16 protein-coding genes and 1 tRNA gene are annotated in these 20547 nt (G+C 41.1%); 4 read left to right on the top strand and 13 right to left on the bottom strand.

The annotated features are described in order from the left end of the window. Window positions 1–6 precede the first annotated feature (6 nt). Window positions 7–525, top strand: coding sequence for a CvpA family protein (locus VMW78_06340; protein ID HUV50619.1), 519 nt, complete (start codon window positions 7–9; stop codon window positions 523–525). Here VMW78_06340 and VMW78_06335 read toward each other — a convergent pair. From VMW78_06335 to VMW78_06285, 11 genes are all read right to left on the bottom strand, one after another. Next, window positions 505–2973 (bottom strand): DNA internalization-related competence protein ComEC/Rec2, encoded by a 2469-nt coding sequence (locus tag VMW78_06335; protein ID HUV50618.1) that lies wholly within the window; start codon window positions 2971–2973, stop codon window positions 505–507. The genes VMW78_06340 and VMW78_06335 overlap by 21 nt on opposite strands. 3 nt (window positions 2974–2976) lie before the next feature. Beyond that, entirely contained in the window at window positions 2977–4230 is a 1254-nt protein-coding gene (gene murA, locus VMW78_06330; GenBank protein ID HUV50617.1) for a UDP-N-acetylglucosamine 1-carboxyvinyltransferase, read from the bottom strand. An 85-nt stretch (window positions 4231–4315) separates the two neighbouring features. Beyond that, window positions 4316–4468, bottom strand: coding sequence for a hypothetical protein (locus VMW78_06325; protein ID HUV50616.1), 153 nt, complete (start codon window positions 4466–4468; stop codon window positions 4316–4318). A 12-nt stretch (window positions 4469–4480) separates the two neighbouring features. Further along, a complete protein-coding gene (gene qrcD, locus VMW78_06320; protein HUV50615.1) occupies window positions 4481–5719 on the bottom strand; it encodes a menaquinone reductase integral membrane subunit QrcD in 1239 nt (412 codons plus the stop codon). Window positions 5720–5757: 38 nt separating this feature from the next. Then, window positions 5758–6573, bottom strand: a complete 816-nt coding sequence (gene qrcC / locus VMW78_06315; protein ID HUV50614.1) for a menaquinone reductase iron-sulfur cluster-binding subunit QrcC — start codon at window positions 6571–6573, stop codon at window positions 5758–5760. Between the two features lie 19 nt (window positions 6574–6592). Further along, the gene (gene qrcB, locus VMW78_06310; GenBank protein HUV50613.1) at window positions 6593–8794 is read right to left on the bottom strand and encodes a menaquinone reductase molybdopterin-binding-like subunit QrcB; all 2202 of its coding nucleotides are present in this window, start codon (window positions 8792–8794) and stop codon (window positions 6593–6595) included. Window positions 8795–8843: 49 nt separating this feature from the next. After that, complete coding sequence (gene qrcA / locus VMW78_06305) at window positions 8844–9608, bottom strand: menaquinone reductase multiheme cytochrome c subunit QrcA (protein HUV50612.1); 765 nt, start codon at window positions 9606–9608, stop codon at window positions 8844–8846. A 127-nt stretch (window positions 9609–9735) separates the two neighbouring features. Next, complete coding sequence (gene ccsB / locus VMW78_06300) at window positions 9736–10575, bottom strand: c-type cytochrome biogenesis protein CcsB (protein ID HUV50611.1); 840 nt, start codon at window positions 10573–10575, stop codon at window positions 9736–9738. 74 nt (window positions 10576–10649) lie between these two features. Beyond that, entirely contained in the window at window positions 10650–12020 is a 1371-nt protein-coding gene (locus VMW78_06295; GenBank protein ID HUV50610.1) for a cytochrome c biogenesis protein ResB, read from the bottom strand. A 387-nt stretch (window positions 12021–12407) separates the two neighbouring features. Beyond that, entirely contained in the window at window positions 12408–15317 is a 2910-nt protein-coding gene (locus tag VMW78_06290) for an insulinase family protein (GenBank protein HUV50609.1), read from the bottom strand. Window positions 15318–15459: 142 nt separating this feature from the next. Next, the gene (locus VMW78_06285) at window positions 15460–15852 is read right to left on the bottom strand and encodes a hypothetical protein (protein HUV50608.1); all 393 of its coding nucleotides are present in this window, start codon (window positions 15850–15852) and stop codon (window positions 15460–15462) included. Between the two features lie 212 nt (window positions 15853–16064). On the opposite strand from VMW78_06285, the gene VMW78_06280 reads away from it, so the two are divergent. After that, window positions 16065–17288 carry an inorganic phosphate transporter gene (locus VMW78_06280; GenBank protein ID HUV50607.1) on the top strand — a complete coding sequence of 408 codons (1224 nt, stop codon included), beginning with the start codon at window positions 16065–16067 and terminating at the stop codon, window positions 17286–17288. 11 nt (window positions 17289–17299) lie between these two features. After that, window positions 17300–17968 carry a TIGR00153 family protein gene (locus tag VMW78_06275; protein ID HUV50606.1) on the top strand — a complete coding sequence of 223 codons (669 nt, stop codon included), beginning with the start codon at window positions 17300–17302 and terminating at the stop codon, window positions 17966–17968. 11 nt (window positions 17969–17979) lie between these two features. On the opposite strand, the gene VMW78_06270 is transcribed toward VMW78_06275, so the two are convergent. Continuing rightward, window positions 17980–19878, bottom strand: coding sequence for a SurA N-terminal domain-containing protein (locus tag VMW78_06270; protein HUV50605.1), 1899 nt, complete (start codon window positions 19876–19878; stop codon window positions 17980–17982). Between the two features lie 55 nt (window positions 19879–19933). After that, window positions 19934–20182: a cytoplasmic protein gene (locus tag VMW78_06265; protein HUV50604.1), complete on the bottom strand. Its 249-nt coding sequence runs from the start codon at window positions 20180–20182 to the stop codon at window positions 19934–19936. 175 nt (window positions 20183–20357) lie between these two features. On the opposite strand from VMW78_06265, the gene VMW78_06260 reads away from it, so the two are divergent. Next, a tRNA-Ala gene (locus VMW78_06260) sits at window positions 20358–20433 on the top strand. Window positions 20434–20547 lie beyond the last annotated feature (114 nt).

Raw genomic sequence — 20547 nt, 5'->3', positions numbered from 1 at the left:
AATGCTATGAATACTTTTGATATTGCGATAATAATTATTTTCGGTTTTTGCATGATAAGAGGGTCTTTTAGGGGGCTTATCAAGGAACTGTCTTCAATTATAGGGGTATTAGGCGGTTTTTATGCTGCATATACATATTACATGCGGGTTGCAATTCCTTTATCCAGCTGGATACAAAACGATTCATATCGCAATATACTAAGTTTTTTGATCATTTTTTGCACAGTTTTTATAATAATCAGCATTTTAGGCATAATAATCAAATATCTTCTCAATATTACCTTTTTAGGCTGGGTAGATCGCATTTGCGGCATTGGATTCGGCTTAATCAAAGGGGTGCTTATTGTATCTGTTCTGCTTATTGCCTTTACTACATTCCTTCCAAAAGGGGCGCCTGCAATCAAAAACTCCTTGCTCGCACCCCATGTGAGAATGGTTTCTGAAAAGATGGCTAAAGTTGTCCCAAAAGAGATGAAACTCAACTTTCTATCCAAGATGGAAGAGTTAAAAAAGGCCTGGAAATAAAGGTTTAATTTTAAGAGCTCTGCCATCAATCGATATAACCAATGCTCCATTTTTGTCGGTACGAAATATACGGGAACCAATCTCATTATATCTTTTCAAAACTTTTTGATCCGGAAATCTAAAACTATTTTTCCAGCCCGCCGATATTATTACAATTTCCGGCTTGATCTTTTTCAAAAACATGGCTGTGCTGGACATCCTGCTGCCATGGTGCGGCGCAATAAGGACCGTGCTTTTTAATTCATCTCCATGAGTTGCAATAATGTCCCCCTCTGCGCAAGCCATAATATCGCCGGGAAATAGAATCGATTTTGATCCAAAGCTTACCTTTATTACAAGGGAATTATTGTTAACATTTTGTTGTTTTTCATTTTTTCTTTTTTCAATGTAATCTTTTGGGGGATAAAGAATCTTAAAGCTTGCTCCGTTTATTTCATAACTGCGCGGCATGTCTTTAAATGCAACCGTTTCTATCCTGTTTTTCTTTATAATTTCCATGAACTCGGTATAATTATTTATATCTGCGGAATCGCTGTTACACCACAATCTTTTTACATTAAAATGCCTGGCTATATATAATAATCCATTCAGGTGATCGGTATTTGGATGGGAAAGAACAATTGTATCGATTGTTTTGATCTTTTTGCGCCACAAAAAAGGGGCAACAATTCTTTCTCCCACATCAAAAATCGAATTGTCTGAAAACCCCCCTCCATCAATAAGAAAGCAACGGCCCCCTGGTAGTTCTACAAGAGCGGAACTACCCTGACCAACATCAATAATAGTAACCCTGAGATCATTGCGCCAGAACCTGTTATATGCCCAGTAAAAGGCATCAACACTGCCGGCAAAAATGACAAATGCTGCGGCAACAATTGCTGTTTTCCGTCTGAGACCAATCCCTTTCAGGTTCAAAATCGCCCAGGCCAAAATATAATAGCAACATATTTCAAAAAAATTGGGGGTTATGGTTTTAATTGCCGCAAAATCAAATCCGGCAATATAATGCACAATGCCCAGTGTATGTGCCAGCACACCGGCGCTCCCCTTTATACAGATTGAAGCTCCGGAAATGCTCAGCGGATATAACAACACGGAAAACAATCCCAAGGGGACAACAACAAAGCCTATTATTGGTACTATCAATAAGTTTGCAGCAATACCAACCAGAGAAATCTGATTAAAATAAAACATGACAAGCGGCAGTGTGCCTAATATTGCAAAGAAAGAAATTAATGAAAAGGAAAGCAGCCGTTCCAATATCCTGATGCCCCATCCTTTCTTAATCATTCCCTTATTGCCTGCAGATTTAATATGTCTTAGAGACCAACCATATATTATTGAAAGAACAGCCATAAAGGAAAGCTGGAATGAAATCGAAAAAAGTGATACGGGATGAGCGATAAGAATAATCATTGCAGCCATTGCCAGGGTATTTATGGGGTCCTGTTCCCTTTCAAACAGAAATGTCATCAAAAAAACGGTAACCATAATTACCGCCCTCTGGGTGGACGGTGACATCCCGGAAATCAGACCGTATAAAATTACAGGAAACAGGGATAAAATCGCAGCCCCTTTTTTAGTCCACGCATTCCATAGAAAAAATTTAATGTAAGAAAGAAGCTTTCTGAAAAATATAAAGGACGCGGTTGCAATAATCCCGATGTGAAGCCCTGATATAGCGAGGAGATGCCCGATCCCAGCCCGGTTAAATGCTTCCCTTATATTTTTTTCAACTCCGGTTCTATCACCCACGATAAGGGCTTTTAATACCCCCTGCTGGTTGCCATCACCTGTCTTGTCAATTAAACCGGAAATTTTGTTGCGGGCTTTTTCTATAATGGTATTAATCCCAGAAACTGAATTTCTGGTTAATATAACAACCCTTTTCCCTGGCACATAGGCGCTTCCCCATATTTTTTTAAAAGCCATATATCTTCTATAATCAAAGCCGCCGGGATTGTTGAAATTTCTGATCGATCTGATCTTGCTAATTAAGGAGAGCCTGTCTCCGACAAAGATATCCGGAAAAGGCTTTGTTGCTGTAACGCGGATCTTTCCTGTGACAGGAAAGGGGCTGTTATCCCTGCCAAGGGTTTCAACACGTAAAATTATTGTTAATCGATTATTACAGGCTTCCGGATTCTTATCGACAACTCCGACAATTTCCCATTGATGGTTATCTGTAAAATGTGTGATGTGATTGTAAGGAAACCTGGGAGCAACCCATGGTTGTATAAGAAGGTATCCAAATGCACAAAAAATGACTAAGGGCAAAACAGACAGGGGTTTTTTATATACTGCTCGAAAAACTATTAAGCCTGCGCATAAAAAAATGATAGAATATGCCCAGATAGCATTGCCCGGGAACCAGAACCCGGAGACAATCCCGAATATCATTGATATTAGAAGGGGGATAATTGGACGTGAACAGATTCTGTAGGCCATTTCTCATTCTCTGACCCGTTTTATTGCAGCTCCGATCTTAACAAACTTTTTTTCAATTGCTTCATATCCGCGATCTAAGTGATACACGCGATTTACCTCTGTTTTGCCCCTGGCCACAAGACCGGCTAATATAAGAGATGCGCTGGCGCGAAGATCTGATGCAATAACCGGCGCTCCAGACAGCATGGAAACGCCTTTAACTATTGCAGTATTACCTGATATCTTAATATCCGCCCCCATACGCTTGAGTTCGCTTACATGAATAAAACGGTTTTCAAAGATGGTTTCTGAAATAATGCTCAGCCCTCCGGCAATCGACATCAAGACCATAAACTGAGCCTGCATATCAGTAGGAAAACCAGGATACGGCATGGTTTTAATATCAATACTGCTGATTTCATCTGATCCGATAATATGAATATTTTTATTATTTACCTTAATATCGGCATTTGTCAGCCTTAGCTTGTGAATGATAGTTCGCATATGATCGGGTTCACAATTCAAAAGCTTTATATCGCCGCCTGTCAGGGCTGCTGCAACCATAAAGGTACCCGCTTCTATCCGGTCGGGTATTATGGAAACCGACACTGGATGAAGGGAAGGAACCCCTTTTATTGTAATTACAGATGTTCCCGCCCCCTGAATATCCGCGCCCATTTTGATTAATACATCGGCAAGCGCCACTACCTCCGGCTCGCAAGCAGCATTACGAAGAACAGTAACACCATCAGCCAAAACAGCGGCCATCATCAGGTTTTCTGTTCCAGTTACTGTTGCAATATCAAAATAAATTTCATTTCCTGTAAGACGATCAGCAAAAGCTTCGACATAACCGTGTTTTAACTCAATCGAGGCTCCAAGACGTGCAAGCCCCTTTAGATGCAAATTAATCGGCCTTGCGCCGATAGAACATCCACCCGGCAAAGACACTCTGGCCTTTTTAAGCCTGGCCACAAGAGGGCCTAAAACCAGTATAGAGGCCCTCATCTTCCTGACCAGTTCGTATGGCGCCTCGGTATTACAAAGCCCTCCCGCATCTATCCGAACAGTGCTTCCATCCTCCTCTATTCTTGCCCCAAGGCTTGCAAGCAAAAGTTTTATGCTCTGTATGTCTTTCAGGTCCGGAATATTATTATAAGTATTCCATCCATCAACAAGCAGCGAAGAAACCAATATCGGAAGAGCGGCATTTTTAGATCCGCTTATCTTTACTTCGCCCTTAAGGGAGCACCCCCCCTCTATGATAATTTTATCCATACATGCTCACTTTTACGCATAAAAAAAGCGCCTACCAACATTTAACAATGAGGTAAGCGCTTTTATGGTTTTGAGTTTTTAATTTTTAATGACCACCTTTGCCCTTGGCAGTATCAACAGCGGCCTTGATAATACAATAGGTCATGCCGAGGCCTATAATAGTGAGCGCATACCACAGACCGCCCATAAATACCATGTGAGTTAAGTCCCACACCCATTCAAACGAAAACGGAAGCATATTTGTCCTCCTCTATATCTGCCCCTGCAACTGCCGCTCCTGCGGGAATATCGGCAAATAACGGTATGAAATCATTACTAGAATAATGCCGTATGCTACCGGAAGGATAGTTGTAGCTATCTCCTGCCAGCTTGGAAAGTACATAAACCAGCTTTCAAATGTAAGCACCGGCACAGCCATAACCTGAAGCACCAACACCCATCGATTCACGCATGCCCCAAGCGCACCAAGGAACACGGCGCTAATAAGCAAAAATGAAGACTTGCGCCCTGTTTTGGTAATAAGTATTATAGATGGAACAACTCCGCATATCACAATTTCAAGCACAAGTATCCATGGTCCATATAAAGGATTGTTGGAATAAAAATCCATTAAAGTAAATCCTTTAGACGGCGCTGTAACTGTAGCCCAGTACCAGGTATCAATTATCTTCGCAACAGTATATGTTGCAAGCATCCAGCCGGCGATCTTGGCCAACAGCCTGATAACATTTTGTTTAACAAGCTTTTTCCTTGTTATCTTTTCGGTAATCCACGTAATAAGTATTGTAAAGCACGGCCCGCATGCTGCAGCCGACCAGGTAAAGAGAAAAAATGTCCATGGCCAGATAAAAACCCCTTCCCTGTAAGAAAAGGGACGTCCAAAAAGCACGCCCGAAACTCCGCCAAGAGATCCCTGATGGAAAAAGGAAAGAAAAGCGCCTGTTGCCGCAAATATTGCCATTATTCCATGCATATTATGGCTCAGATTATGAAAAAATGGTACCCTGTCAACCTGCCTGTTTTCAAGAATAAGCGGGATATATTCTATTGTAAGAACCGCAAAATAGCATGAAAGACAAAATGCCACTTCGGTCAGCATGGAATGGACATTTGCATGCCAGAAAATAAACCACCCTCTCAGCGGTTGTCCGATATCAATAGCAAGGATAAGAAGCGCAGAGCTGTAACAGATAAACCCTATTAAAACAGCATAGTTTATAATATTTTTCAGTTCATCCTTTCCAAAGACATATCTTAATAAACCTGTAAAAAAGGCTCCGCCACCAAGGGCAATCACCGCCAGATCAGCCCAGATCCACATGGCAAACCCATAGGAATCATTCATGTTGGTCTGGTTAAGGCCCTTGAACCAGCATAGCAGCATGGCAAAAACACCCCATAATAACACAGCACCGACCACGATGATCCCCAAAATAAATTTTCCAAATGAACAGCGTTTAACCCCCTCGGGTATTAATGCAGAATCCATAAGTTATGTGCTCCTAAAATATATGCGGTTATAATTTTTTAATGGTTTCCTTGCTTACCCTCGTCCTTAACATAATTATCTCCGGCTCGCCTCACCCACTCACGGCTTGAAAGATAGTAAACCTTGGGATTTGTGCCCAGTCTTTCAAGCAGCCTGAATGCATTAGGATTCATAGGCCGCCCCCCGTGTTTATGGTCAGGCTTTACTATTTGATTCACAGCATGACCTGGATTGTTCAGATCGCCAAATGTAATAGCGCCGGCAGGGCACGCCTGCGTACATGAAGTTTGATATTCATCCTCCTCCAGTTCGCGACGGCCTTCAACATAAGCCTTGTTCATTGCTAATTGATGTCTGTGAAAGCAAAAGCTGCATTTTTCCACCACACCTCTCATGCGTGGAGAAACATTCGGGCTTAAATATTTTTCCATACCATCAGGCCAGATAGGATCCCACCAGTTAAAATAACGTGCATGATACGGGCAGGCAGCCATACAGTATCTGCATCCAAAACAGCGAGTATAAATCTGGCTGACTATCCCTGTTTCATGATTATAGTCGGTAGCAGTAGCCGGGCAAACAGATACGCATGGTGCATGGCCATTATGTCCCTCGCAATGCATACATGGTCTGGGGATATAGCATATGTCGGCTTCAGGAAATTTTTTGCTGTTTGTCATCCTGTAAACACGCATCCATGTGATGCTGTCGAGCTTGTTTGATTCGTCCTTTTTAAACGGAATGTTATTTTCAGCCATACAGGCCGCCATACAGGCTCCGCATCCGGTACATTTATCTAAATCTACGACCATTCCATACTTTTTGGCTTTTGTGTGTTTGCGCTGTTCTTTCATCAAAACCCCATCCTTTGATTTATGCTCTTGTCAGCTTGGCCCTTATTCCCCAGGCTGCATTCAGGCCGGAAACAGGATCTTCGACCGGACCGATGAGTTCGTTAAAATTAACACCCTTGTCAGCCAGGTACTCGTCATAGGCTGTATGGCCCAGCCCTCTGGGCAAGGCTACCAATCCGGGCATAATTCCATTAAAATGATGAATCCTAACCTTTACACTACCTTTTGGAGTACTAAGAATTGCATGATCGCCCTCTCTAAATCCTCTTGCCGACCTTGGATTAACTTCAACGACGATCTCTTTGCCTTTAAGAACTGTATCCTCTACGGTTTTTATGACAAATGGCGGATCTCCGATAAAACCGTTTGCAAGTCTCATGGAATCGTACGGCATGAGTATAAGAGGATAAGCTTGTTCATCTCCTTCAATCTTTATTGATTCTGCCCTGCCCTTATTAACAAACTCAAATTTTCCGGAAGATGTATTAAATGCGCTACCCCAGCCCGAGGGCCTGAAATCAGAATCAACCCAGAATCCATCATTAATTAATTTATCCCACTTATTTCCCAATGTTTCCTTTAGGCAAACTTCATAACTGTCCCATGGAAAAGCCTCTGCTATCCTTCCCCCAAATGATTTTGCCATAAGAAGTATCACATCGCCCAGATGTTTTGTATTAAATTCTGGTTTTACTACCGGCTTTGAAAGGCTTATAATAGGTTTTTGCAGTCCAACCGGTGTCGGCACATCTTCATAGCGTTCAAGAAAAACATGGTTTGGAAGGATAAGATCGGAATTTACAGCTGTTTCATCCATATATGAAGAAAAACTCACAACAAAGGGTATTTTGTTAAATGCCTCTTTCACCGCTTTGCTGTCAGGTATTGTATAAACCGGATTAGCGCCTGCAACAAAAAGAGCCTCTATAGGATATTCTTTTCCGGAATTAATAACATCGGGCAACCTGTCTAACAGATATCTTGTGTCCGGATATCTGTTGCTCCCTGCGCCGTCAATACGCTTCTTATGCAGACCATTTACAGCAACGCGATCCATTTCTACTTCAGGCCATTTTATATAATCAGGATCCGGAACCGTCCAGACACCCCCCTTTTTATTGATATTGCCGACAAGTGCATTTAATGCGTGCACTGCCATAAATTCATTCAGACTGCCAGGTGTTTTCCCCTGACCTTGCCCGCAAACCGCCAGAGGTTTTGATGCGCCCGCAAAGCTCTTAGCTAATGATTCTATTGTGGAAACAGATACGCCGGTAATCTCCGCAACATCATCAAGGCTGAATTTATCGAGTACAATCTGCTTGAATTGTTTAAAGTCGGAAGAATAATTATTGACGAAATCGGCGTTATACAACGATTTTTGAATAATCACATTGGCAATAGCCAAAGCCAGAGCAGCTTCTGTTCCAGGATTTATGGCAATCCATTTATCTGCTTTAGCAGCCGTGTTGGACAGACGGGATTCGATCTGAACAACCTTACCTCGCTCTTTCCATTTACTATTGGCCTTGATCATACGCACCGGCGAACCCCATCCCTCTATCAGTCCACTTCCAAAGCTCAAAACAAAATCGGAGTTTTCAGCATCAAATCCAACTGAACCCTGGACACCCTGCATCAGGTGCATTGTCAGCTCGTATGAATCCTGAATTGATGGAATGCGTATAAAGTTTGGAGAACCATATGCCGTCAAAAATCTCCCTAAAAGCTGAGCTACTGTTCCGCGATCAGTACCGGAAATACAGGCAACTGTATGGGAATTGCCTTTTTCTCTTAACTCTCCAAGTTTTTTTACAACCTCTGCAATGGCTTCATCCCAGGAGATTTTTTCCCATCTTCCTTCACCTCGCGCTCCCACCCTCTTTAATGGTGATTTAACACGTGTCGGGCCGTAAAGCAGTTGAAGTCCGGATAAGCCCAGAACACATATGCCGCCATCATTTACAGGGTGCCCTTTCATACCCTCTATCTTAATTGCCCGGTTATTAACCTTGCGAACAGTAATACCACAACCACCAGGGCAGAGTGTGCATATAGAATCTACATGGCTGACCTCTCCATCCTCGGGCACGGGAGTCCATGGCCACATCTGTGACCATATGGAACTGTCATCCATCAGCTTTAACGGCAATGGTGAAAGGGCTGTGCCGGCTGCACCACCGATTATCAATGATAAAAAACTTCTTCTACATACCTTCATAAGATTCTACCCCTTAAAATCTTGCTAATAAACTAATGAGGTTATCAGCCTATTTATGGCATACAAAACATGCATCTTTCTGTATCTGAACTCTCACCTGACTGCTCGCCGGTTTTTCATAAGGTCGAGGCATCCAGCTAATAGGCCACGGAAGAGTTTGAACGGTTTTTACCTCAGCCTTAAATGTTGCGTGACATTCAGCACAATCATCCATCTTCATCCGATCCCAGGTATTCTTCTTGAGGCCGGCGATGTTTTTTCCCCAGATATCACGGCTGTATCCTGTAAGCCTGTTTTCTTCGTAAACTCTTGAATGCTTTGATTCGCCGATATGCCCGTGACATGTGACACAATCCAGTTCTCCCATTTTGACATGGGCTGCATGGGAAAAGAATACACAATCAGGCTGCCTTGAATAGACCAGCCACGGCACCTCATTCCCTTTTGTCACATATTCCTTGACAAACTTGAACTCCTCAGGATTTTCCCCCTGCACCTCTTCGTGACATTCAACGCACTGGGCAAGTTTCGGCACACCGGAAAAGCTTCCATCTTCACGAAAATAATGACAACTTTCACATCCATTCTCAACAGCCGCAACATGAAAAACATGATTAAAATCAACAGGCTGTTTTTTCTTGGAATAGAGAAGCTTGGGAAATATTATCCAGCCCACTGCAAGACTTGCTATTAATCCAATAATGAAAAATATGAGAACGACGCCCCACCCTCCATTCTTCCGCTCTTTTTCAGGGCATTTCGTTGTTTCTACCTGCTGGACAGCCTCTTCAGATTTATCATCTAATGTACTCATAGAAACTCCGTTAACTTTTAGGTGAAATAAACAAAGTTGAACAATTTTTTATTATGGTATGTGATGATATAAAAATAATTGGGGGACGTTTACCTATAAATATCATTTTTGTCAAGAAAAATTATTATTATCCTTGTCCATAACTATGCAAACCCGGAAGGAGATTCACGCCAAAATATGTAAAAATAACGGCCATAAATCCTATTATGGAAAGATAGGCGATTTTCCTTCCTTCCCAGCCTCTCATCATCCTTGCATGTAATAGTGTTGCATAAATAAACCAGGTTATCAGAGACCATGTCTCTTTAGGATCCCATGACCAGTAGGTCCCCCAGGCGGAATTTGCCCATACAGCCCCTGTTATTATGCCGATTGTCAGAAATAAAAAACCAAGGGTTACCATTTGATGCGTCAATTCATCCAGAATGCCGGCATTCGGGAAACGACTAAACAAACCGGTTTTGCCCTCTGTTTTTCTTTGACTAAAAAGATATATGATGCTTACACCAAAAGCGATTGCAAAAGCAGCATATCCAATAAAACAGGTCATTACATGGGCAATAAGCCAGTTGCTTTTTAATGCCGGGAACAGGGGCTGTATACGATCATTAATGTTTGGAGAAAGCGAGGCATAAGCTATGGCCATAAAGGCCAAAGGGGTTGCAAAGGCTCCAATTGCCCGGTTTTTATAAGTCTGCTCAACTACAAGATATATGACTCCGATAATCCACGCAAAAAAAACAAGGGATTCATACATATTTGAAAGCGGGGCATGGCCTATTCCAAGCCTGTAAGATTCTATCCATCGCAAAGCAATACCACCGGTATTGCCGACAACGGCAATTATAGCTATCCATGTAGCAATCCTGCCGGGCATCTCTTTCTTAAAAACACAGGAAACAATATATAAAAATGCTGCCATGCCATAAATAAATGTTACAATTGATAACAAATTTGAACTGTCCATTAATCTATCCTTAATCTTGATAATATTGATGAATACATAAAAGGCCGAATTTGTCAGGTCTTAATAACTCTTGATCACTTACCCATGCTTTTCGCTATCTTCTTTATCCTGCTTTGCATTCCAAGTCTATTTTTGCTTGCTGTCCCTGCTACCATAATCCTGCTTTTCTTTCCACTCTTACTTATTTCAACACAAAGCCTTTGATGGGACATAAAAAAGGTTATAAAACATCCGATAATCATTATTACAAACCCTGAATAAACGACTAAAACCCCGGGGTCGCTTGTCACCTGCAGCCCTGTATAATATCTATGATCATAATCTTCCACAGAAACGATCAGATCGTCATTTCTAATCCTGTCATCAAAAAACGGAAAACGCACAGGAAGTATGACATGGACCGGACTCCCATTTTTAGGGGTAAGAATACCCATAAATGTTTTTCCAAGATCATGGCCTCTGAAACCATATGAATCTCTGTGGCCCTTTATAACAAACTGGCCCATATCTCCGGGGATATCAAACTGCTGCCCCACAGACAACTTTTTCTTATAACTTATGCCGGTTACACGGTTTTTAAAATTCAAAGCAATCTCTCTGGGAGGAAGCTCGCCATAACTGGCCTGAAAGATATTTATTCCCTTGTAACGGAGAGGAGCATTCACGATAATATCCCTTGTCAAAATAGATTTCCCTTGTTCAAGGATTGTCAGTTTTGAACGATATTCGCTTGGAGTACCGGAATCGTAAAACTTTATATTAAAATCATCACATCTGATTTTAAAATCTAATCTCTGTGTTTTGCCGGTATTATTCAGTCTGATATTATTAACTGTTTCACCTTCAGGGATATTGGCAAATCCTGCAAAACCGAAAATCGAACCTATCAGACTGCCGATCAGCAATAGTATAACACTAAGATGAACAGTATAAACCCCGATACGGGTCCAACGCCCTTTTTCAGCAAAAATACAGAATCCATTATCTGTTTCTTCAATCCTTCTGTATCCGAAGCTTCTGGAAACAATCGGAACATATATCCTTTTCAAATCTTCAGGTGAACGGCTGTCGGTAAATTCTTCCTTGTCAGAAAGATTTCTGAATTTTGAAACATCAAAAAGGGGGGTTTTAACAAATATAATCTTCCATAAAGCAGAAAATCTGTTTATTGAGCAAACAACGACATTAATTGTCAGTATAAGAAGCAGGGCCTGAAACCACCATGAATGATACATATCAAAAATGTTAAAGGCTGATAATATTTTATAAAAAAATTCACCGTATTCACTCAGGTATGCATCAGCGCTTTTATTCTGAGGAATAATCGTCCCGAGAATAGAAGTAGCAGCAAGTGACAGAAGAAGCGTAACGGTTAGTTTGATCGATGCAAATAATTTCCATAATCTGCCGGAAAAATCAGCAGATCCTGTATTTTTGTTCATCATTTGTCCTTTCCATAATATATATATTGAAGAACCCTGTAGCAAGCTACAGGAAATCTTCGACCGTAAGGAAGTTAGCCATTTTTATATTCGCTCGCTAACCCCGCGGCAAGCTACGGGAAATGCGCTCGCTTTTGCGGTTCAACAACCTTAAAAATTTAAATCCTAATTTTATAAATTATCAGGATATAAACATAAAAACAATAGATATAGTGTTAATGCTGATGAACTCGTAAAAAGTCGTCACTTCGGTGAAAACCGGAGTCCATATAGAGGCCTTTGAAAAATGCTCAATTTTGTTTAAGTTCAAGGAAGGCAAAAATATGAGCGCTGATCCTTCACTTCGTGTAACCGCAGAAATACATTGAGTATTTTATGTTTTTAATCCCTTTATTCCGGTTTAACAATAATTACTGCTGCTTTATCGTTGTTTAGATGTTGTTTTGCCAGAACAGACAGCTCACCTTTTGTAATGGAAGCATAATCATCCATTATTGTCCTGCTCCAGTCAAGCTGCTGAGGATGCTTTTTTGATCCCGAAAGAACAGTATTTAGCCAGTAATAATTATTTTGCAGCATATCCTTTATGCCTGTAAGTGTCGGCCTGATGGCACGCTTTAACTCCTCCTTGCTTACTCCGCTAACGACAAGATCCGATATGACTTTCTTTACTTCCCCAACCACCATATTGCTTTCTTTTGGATCAACATGAATAAAGGCTTGAAACACCCCATATCCGGGATATGCCCGGCTTGCACTGTTGTATGCGACAAAAGAATAGGCAGCCCCTAGTTTTTCCCGAATCCTTTCCCGCAACCTTTCTGAAACAATATCCGCCAGTACAGAAAAAAGGCGTGTTCTATGGATATTCCATAAATCTTCAGTTGGATATGCAACAGCTACAAGACCTTTTGAAATTTTAGTTGAAACATTTATTTCAAGTGCTTGAGCAACAGGGAATCGGGGTGATTTTAACATCTCCTGTTTATCTACATCCCTTCGCTTAGGAAGGCTACCAAGATATTTAGAAGCTATATCAACTACTGCATCAACATCAAAATCACCAACCACTGAAACATCAATTTTATCATATCTTAATGATGGGTCAAGCCATGATTCAACATCATTAAGAGCCAAATGTTTGAACATATTATAAGATGGAAGCCCGAAACGGCTGTCGCCTCCGGCAAGAAAGCGCTTCCCGGTAAGGCTCATGGCGCCGTCAATGGAACTGGAAAGTTTAAGGTATTTTTGCCTAAACCGGTCCATGGAAAGTCTATAGGCATCTGCACTATATGCCGGATCCGTCAAATGAGCATAAAGGAGCTGAAACAGCAACAGCACCTCTTTTGATACTGTTTCGCCTTTAAAGGAAAAACAATCTTCGGCCACAGAAAAATTAACATCTGTGCTTCTTCCTGCCAGGGCGCGTTCAATTTCATCCCTTTCGAATTTGCCAAGTCCGCTTTCATTAATTACTTCAGCGCTTAAAGCAGCAAGTCCGGGCTTATCAGCGGGTTCGACAGATCTGCCCAATCCAAATGACAGATTAACAAGCACCTCATCAGCCTTAAAAGCTGTCTTTTTCAGGGTCAGGCTGACGCCGTTCTCAAAATCAACCTGGATAATGCCAAGTTCCGGGATTTCGGTTCTATCGCTGATTTTCCCCTTTTTTTCAGGTTCCGGCAGATAAGGAAAAGCCCGCGTCTTTATTTCAGCCGGTCTTGACACGCCAATCATGCTGCTTCTATTATATGCGGCAAGTATCAGATCTTCCGGTTTTTCATCAATACTTTTCAGCTCAGCATTTCCTGTAACAAGCACAAGCCTGTGTTTAGGCGCCCAAGTCTCCTTGAATGAATCGTGCGCCTGCTTTAATGTCAGTCGGTCAATAACCGGAAGCAGAAGATCTCTTCTTTGCTTTGGGGAAAGAAAAACCATATCTGTATTAAGATGCATTATTATTTCGCCCGCCAGCAACCGACTTTCTCGAGTTGACGCTTTATTTACAGCATTATCCAACCTTGACCTGAAATCCTTTTTTACCCTCTCAAGCTCTGACTTAGTAAATCCGTATTTCAATGACCTTCTAAGGGTTTGCTCAAGAAGCGCAAGTGATTTCTCCCAGTTCTCAGGGCTGCTTTCTGCTGTAATCTCGGCGGATTCTATCTGATTATTGGAAATGCCGCTGCTAATGGAAGCCAAGGTAAAAGGGGTATCAGACTTGCTTGCCAGTACATCCAGTCGGTTCTGGACAATTTGATCTGCAATATCCTTAATAAGTAATCTTTTCTGAAAATTAAAGGAATCCGGCTGCTGCACAATTTTTCTTATTATCTCTATGCTGGTCGTGGTATTTCCGATTTCCTTTTCAAAATGATAAAATGTTTTGATCCCTTTATGATTTATTTTGCCCAGATCCGGTTCCGGCAAAGGGAAAGCCTTTACAGATAACGTAGAAAATTTTTCAGCTATAAGTAAAGCAGCCGAGGATGCATCAAAGTCTCCGGTCATTACAAGTATAATTTTTTCCGGTCTATACCATGTATCATAAAAATTTTTAAACATTTTGCGGTCTGCATTTTTAATAAAATTTTCCAGGCCTATGGGAAATCTTTTTGATATTTTTGCTTCAGAAAACTCAAACTTCATAATTGAAACAAACCTGCGATAGGACGCAGAATCACGTGTACGCTTTTCAGCCAAAACAATCCGGCGTTCCCTGTCTATTTCGGCCTCAGGGAAAATGGCGCCGTCTGCAAAGTCTTTGAGCACAGCGAGTCCCTTCTCTAGACCTTGCCTGTCTCCCTTTGGTAAAAGTATATCATAAACCGTTTCATAATATCCTGTACGCGCATTTGCATCAGGGCCGAACTTCATCCCTGTGCTTTGGAAGTATTTTACGAGTTCTCCGGGCTTGAAATGGGTTGAACCACAAAAAAGCATATGTTCAAGAAAGTGGGCCATTCCCTGCTGCTGATCAGACTCATGCATCGATCCCGCCTGAACATTCAGATGCATGCTCACCCTGCCCTTTGGTTTTCGGTTTTCCATCAATAGATACCTGAAGCCGTTCGGCAACCTTCCAAACACAAGGGATGGGTCTGGAAGAAGTTCGCTTTTTTCATGTGGCCACTTTGCCTGAAAACAGGGGTTGCCAACATTGGCATTCGCAACTGTTAAATACTTACCTGTCGCATCTGTTTGACGCGCAGTAATTGAAAAAGATAATACAACTAAAAAAACAAGACTATAGAGTAAATATTTAAAGACAAACTGTCTGAAAAGCTTTTTCAGCATTGTAAAACCCCTTGTAAAAGCCAAAAAGCCTTTAGCAAACCTGCCATGATATGCCTGGCAAGCTAAAGGCTTTTTATCTTTACGTTAAGCCGGCTTAGCTTATAAAAAAATAAACATAAAACTTCGAAAAACCGCTCAACTATTATTTTTTAATATAAATGCCGCGCTCCTTTGCGATAATCTGCCCTTTCTTTGCAAGCTTATAAAGAGCATTGCTGAGCTGCCTGGAAACAAGGCCGGTTTTTTCTTTCAATTCGACAATTGTTGCCCCTTTTCTGCTTCTTTTAATTATGTTTAATACTGCTTCAAGAGCAGTCTCATTTTTTTCAGCAGCAAGGGCGGTTTTTTTCTTTACAGGTTTTTTCTTTACACTGGTCTTTTTTGCCTTTGCGGCAGTAGTTTTTACTTTTTTAGAAGCAGTAGTTGCCTCAGGTGTCTGTAGTTTGTTTGTCTGCTTTAAAATGTTATCAACCTGCTTGAAAAGCGCCATAAGAGACTTAGATATGGTTTTTAATTGAGCCTGTAATTTCTTCATCTAAATACCCCTCCTTAAAATTAAGTAATTGAAAAGTTCTTTATGGTCGAAAAAAGACACGTGGCGATATGTTCAAAAATTTTTCTTCTCAAAAATCCGTAACATACACATTATTACAAGTCAACAAAAAGGAGAACTAATAATTGACAATGAATAAAACTTATGCAAAATTAATTTTTTTATTACTTAAAAGGAACACCAATTAATTAATAATGCCGACGGAATATTATATCCTGATTACCGGTTACATCTTTGGTTTTTATATGGCCTGGAATATTGGCGCCAATGATGTCGCCAATTCCATGGCTTCTGCTGTCGGAGCCAAGGCTATTACAGTCCGCCAGGCAATCTTTATTGCTGGGATACTGAATATAGTTGGCGCCGTATTTATCGGATCGCATGTTACGAACACAATCCGTAATGGCATTGTTTCGACTGAAATCCTCACGGATCCACACATGGCGATTATTGGCGCTCTTTCCGCGTTACTGTCTGCCGCGTTGTGGGTGAGTTTTGCCACCTGGAAATCTCTGCCCGTATCTACAACCCATTCTATTGTAGGCTCCATGATCGGTTTTGGAATAATGGCAGGAGGTGTCGAGGTTATCAAATGGAATCAACTCGCTGCTGTTGCATCAAGCTGGGTCATATCTCCGGTTTTCAGCCTTGTCATTGCCTTTGTAACGTTCAAATTTATTGTAAAATTGATTATTTCAAAACAGGATTCATTTGTCAGAGCGCTTAAATTATCCCCTTTTTTTATCGGTATCACCTTTTTTGTTGTTGTTTTATCATTTCTTTTTAAAACACCTCTTGGTAAAAAACTTGCGATTGGGACTACGTCGGCATTACTCATAGCGCTTGTTCTGGCCGTGGCTCTCGGATATACTGGGATGCTGGCTTTAAAACGATTTGTTAAAAATAAAAAAAACGGGGCGGAAGAAATCTTCAGGAGCATTCAAATAGGAACATCCTGCTATGTTGCACTGGCTCAAGGCGCAAATGATGTGGCCAACGCAATCGGCCCCCTTGCAGTAATCTATTTTCTGTTTAAAACAGGCGGTGTTGGCGCTGAGATGCCTGTCCCTGTTTTTCTACTTCTTTTTGGAGGCATAGGGATTGCATGTGGAATTGGTATGGCCGGCGCACGGGTCATGGAGACTGTCGGCAAAAAAATTACAACCCTTACTAATACACGTGGTTTCTCCGTTGAATTTGCCGCTGCGACAACCGTTCTTATCGCCTCAAAAATGGGGCTTCCTGTTTCCACAACACATGCGGCAATTGGCGGCGTGATGGGTGTGGGGCTTGCACGAGGGTTAGAAGCGGTCAATTTCAGAATAATCATAAAAATTATGATTTACTGGGTTTTGACCGTACCCATTTCCGCCGTAACCAGCATGATAATTTTTAAAATACTTCACTTAATTCTATAAAGGAGATAATTATGCGTATACCATTTTTATCGCTGTTTATCACATCACCTTTTGACGCCCTCATGGAACATGCGGAAAAGGTGAAAGAATGTGCGTGGGCTTTTCAACAGGCCATAGAGTGTTATTTGTCGAGGAAATGCGTAAATTTTGAAGACTTCAGACAGGAAGTTATTAAACTGGAAAGAGAAGCAGATGCCATAAAGCGCCGCATACGCGGGCACCTGCCAAAAGGAACCTTGATGCCTTTAGACAAATTCCAGTTGTTCCGATATTTAAAAGAACAGGACAGTGTTCTTGACACAGTGGAAGATGCTCTTGACTGGATTTCCTATAGACCTGAACCTGTAATTCCGGAAGTGCTTACAAAGGACTTCCTGCTTCTGGTTGACTCAAGCATTGACCCCATCGAGGAAATGGGCAGGATGGTATCAGAAGCAAAAAAGTATTTTGAAACCTTTAATGAAACCCAGCGGAATTTAGTCAAGGAAATCATCCGTAGTTTACGTCACAAGGAACATGAAGCAGATGTGGTGGAAGACAGGCTTAAACGAAGGATCTTTGAGATTAATTTAGACCCGGTTTCAGTATTTCATCTAATCAGATTGATTGAAATAATCGGCTCCATAGCAGATCATGCTGAAAACTCCGGCGATATGATGAGAGCAATGATTGCAAAATAAAAAGTCTCTTTTTATGATTGTTTTAAAAAGTCCTTTTCAATGGAAATATTACTTTTGTTTCTTATTTGCGTCAACCATTCATCAAATGTTTTGATTCTTTTTTGGCGCAGCAATCCTTCTTTTATGTTTGCTTTTTCTTTGACAAACCCTTCTGGGTCTGCCTCTTTCCTCTCCTTGAAGCTGATTACGTAATAACCTTTTTCTCCTTTAATTACCTTTTCCGGCAATTTTATTTTATTTGAAAGTTTAAAAGCAGCTTCAATAATTCCTTTCTCCAATCCAATATCAGAAACAGACTCATCCCGCTTGAAAAAACCGGTGCTGCTTAATTGCAAACCATATTTTACACACTGCGCGCTCATTAATTTGCCTTTTTTTAAACCAGACAAAAACTCATTTGCATCACTGCTCGCCTTTTCATCCTGTTTTTCCTTTATCAAGGCTGCAATGACCTTTTCCTGCACATCTTTTAATTCGGGTATTTCCCCGGTTTTTTCTTCAATCACCTGAAGGATGTAATATCCATCTCCAAGGTCGTGTATATCGCTAATCTCCATGGCCGAAAGATTAAAAGCAGCGGAAGCAAACTTTTCGCGGTTTTTAATACCCTTATCCGGACCTTTTACAGTAAAAAAATCTGTTGTCTGCAACTTGAATTTTCTTTCATTGGAGGCCTTTATCAGATCATCTCCTTCAAAAATAGTATCCAAAACAGATCCCGCATCTTCATAAGCAAGAGTTTTTGCCTCTTCATCGATAAGTTTTTTGCGTATCCTTTTTTTTGCTTCATCAATGGAAACAATCGATCCCTCATTGATTTTTTCAACCTTTATAATGTGCCACCCAAACCTTGTGCGAACCGGCCGGCTGATATCTCCGGCTTTCATGGAAAAAGCTTTATCGGCAAATGGCTTAACCATAGCCTCCTTTCTAAATACGCCAAGGTGTCCACCCTGGTCTTTGCTCGGGCATTCGGAATACTGTCTGGCAAGCTCGGCAAAATCCTTATCCTCCTTAGTCATCTGCAGAATATCAAGGGCTTTATTTTTTGCCTTTTCAACAGCTTCCGGGCCGGCATCCTTGTCAACCTTTATGAGTATATGCCGAGCCTCAACAGTTTTATCTGTTTTAAATTCTTCCTGGTGTGCTTCATAATAATACTGGATTTGCTTATCCGAAATATTGACCTTTGGCCTGTAATTGTCAGGGGCAAAACATAAAAATCGAACTTTTATCATCGGTTCTGTTTTATATGACTCTTTATGATCAACAAAAAAAGTGTTAATGTCTTCCGCAGAAGGATTGATATCTTTATATGTGCCGGGCTCGAACAGAATATAATCTATATTTACCGATGCATTGATCCATTTGAACCATTCCATGGCCTCCCCGTCTGAGACCTTGAGATTGCCAAGCAAAAATGATCTCAACTTTTCTATAAGCATAAAGCCTTTATGGTTAACCTCAAACTGCTCAGGGGTCAACCCGTAGCGATTTAAAGTACTTCTATAAAGGCTCTTGTCAAATACTCCGGATGTTTGAAATGCTTTTATTCCCCTGATAGCTGCGGCAAGCTCGTCATCTGAAACACGAAAATTGAGTTTTGCGGCTTCCTGAAGCAAAAGTTTCTGCTCTATAAGCTGATTTAAAGCCTGGTTTTTTATCTGAAGCATCTGTATCGTTTTATCATCTAATCTGTTGCCAAATCTTTGACGGAGCTGATCAATAAGGTTGTTGTACTCCTCTTTGTATTCTCCCGTGGTGATAGAATCTCCGTTAACTATGGCGACCCTGCCTCCCTTTTGAGCGCGAAAGCTTCCAACACCCCAGAACACAAAAACAATAACGATCGCTCCTAATATAACCTTGATCAGCCAGCTGCTGGCATGGTCCCGCATTAATCTAAGCATTGCAATCCACCTTTATCAAAATTGATAAATCCGTAAAAGTCAAATCCATCATGTTTTAAATAATTATACTGTCTTGCGTTCCATTTCTATCCATCTTTGTTCCAACGGTCTCTGAACAAAATACGCATAAATATTCATACTTATCCCCTTCGGGAAGAACGAGAAGAAGGCGTTTCCGGACAGGAACAGCCTGTTTGCAACAAGGGCAATAAAGCTGTGTTGCATCAAACTCCTTGAACATATCAACCGTATTTTCCGGTTGAGTATATCCTCCATATGCTTTGTTAGAATTTTGGCGATCCATTCTCTATTCTTAACTCCGGCCTTTTAAGATATGCTTCAATACCACAATGAAAATGATAAAATATGTTTTTACCATATAAAATTTCCGAATCTGTTTGTCATGTGCCCATTTAAATAAATATTGACACCTTAAATACTTTTTGTTACTGGTTGCGTCTTGCCTGCCTGTATAACATGGGGCTGTAGCTCAGCTGGGAGAGCGCATGACTGGCAGTCATGAGGTCAGGGGTTCGATCCCCCTCAGCTCCACCATAAATAAATTAAAGAACCATGTCGCAAACTACAGGGAATCTTCGACCGTAAGGAAGTTGGCAATTTTTAGATTCGCTCGCTATTGCGGTTCAAGCGCTTAGAAATAAACTAAGC

The organism is Anaerolineae bacterium (assembly GCA_035529315.1).
In the GTDB taxonomy this organism is placed as follows: domain Bacteria; phylum Desulfobacterota; class Desulfobacteria; order Desulfobacterales; family ETH-SRB1; genus Desulfaltia.
Note: the sequence above shows the minus strand (reverse complement) of the source record. Positions and strands in the feature narration are given on the sequence as shown.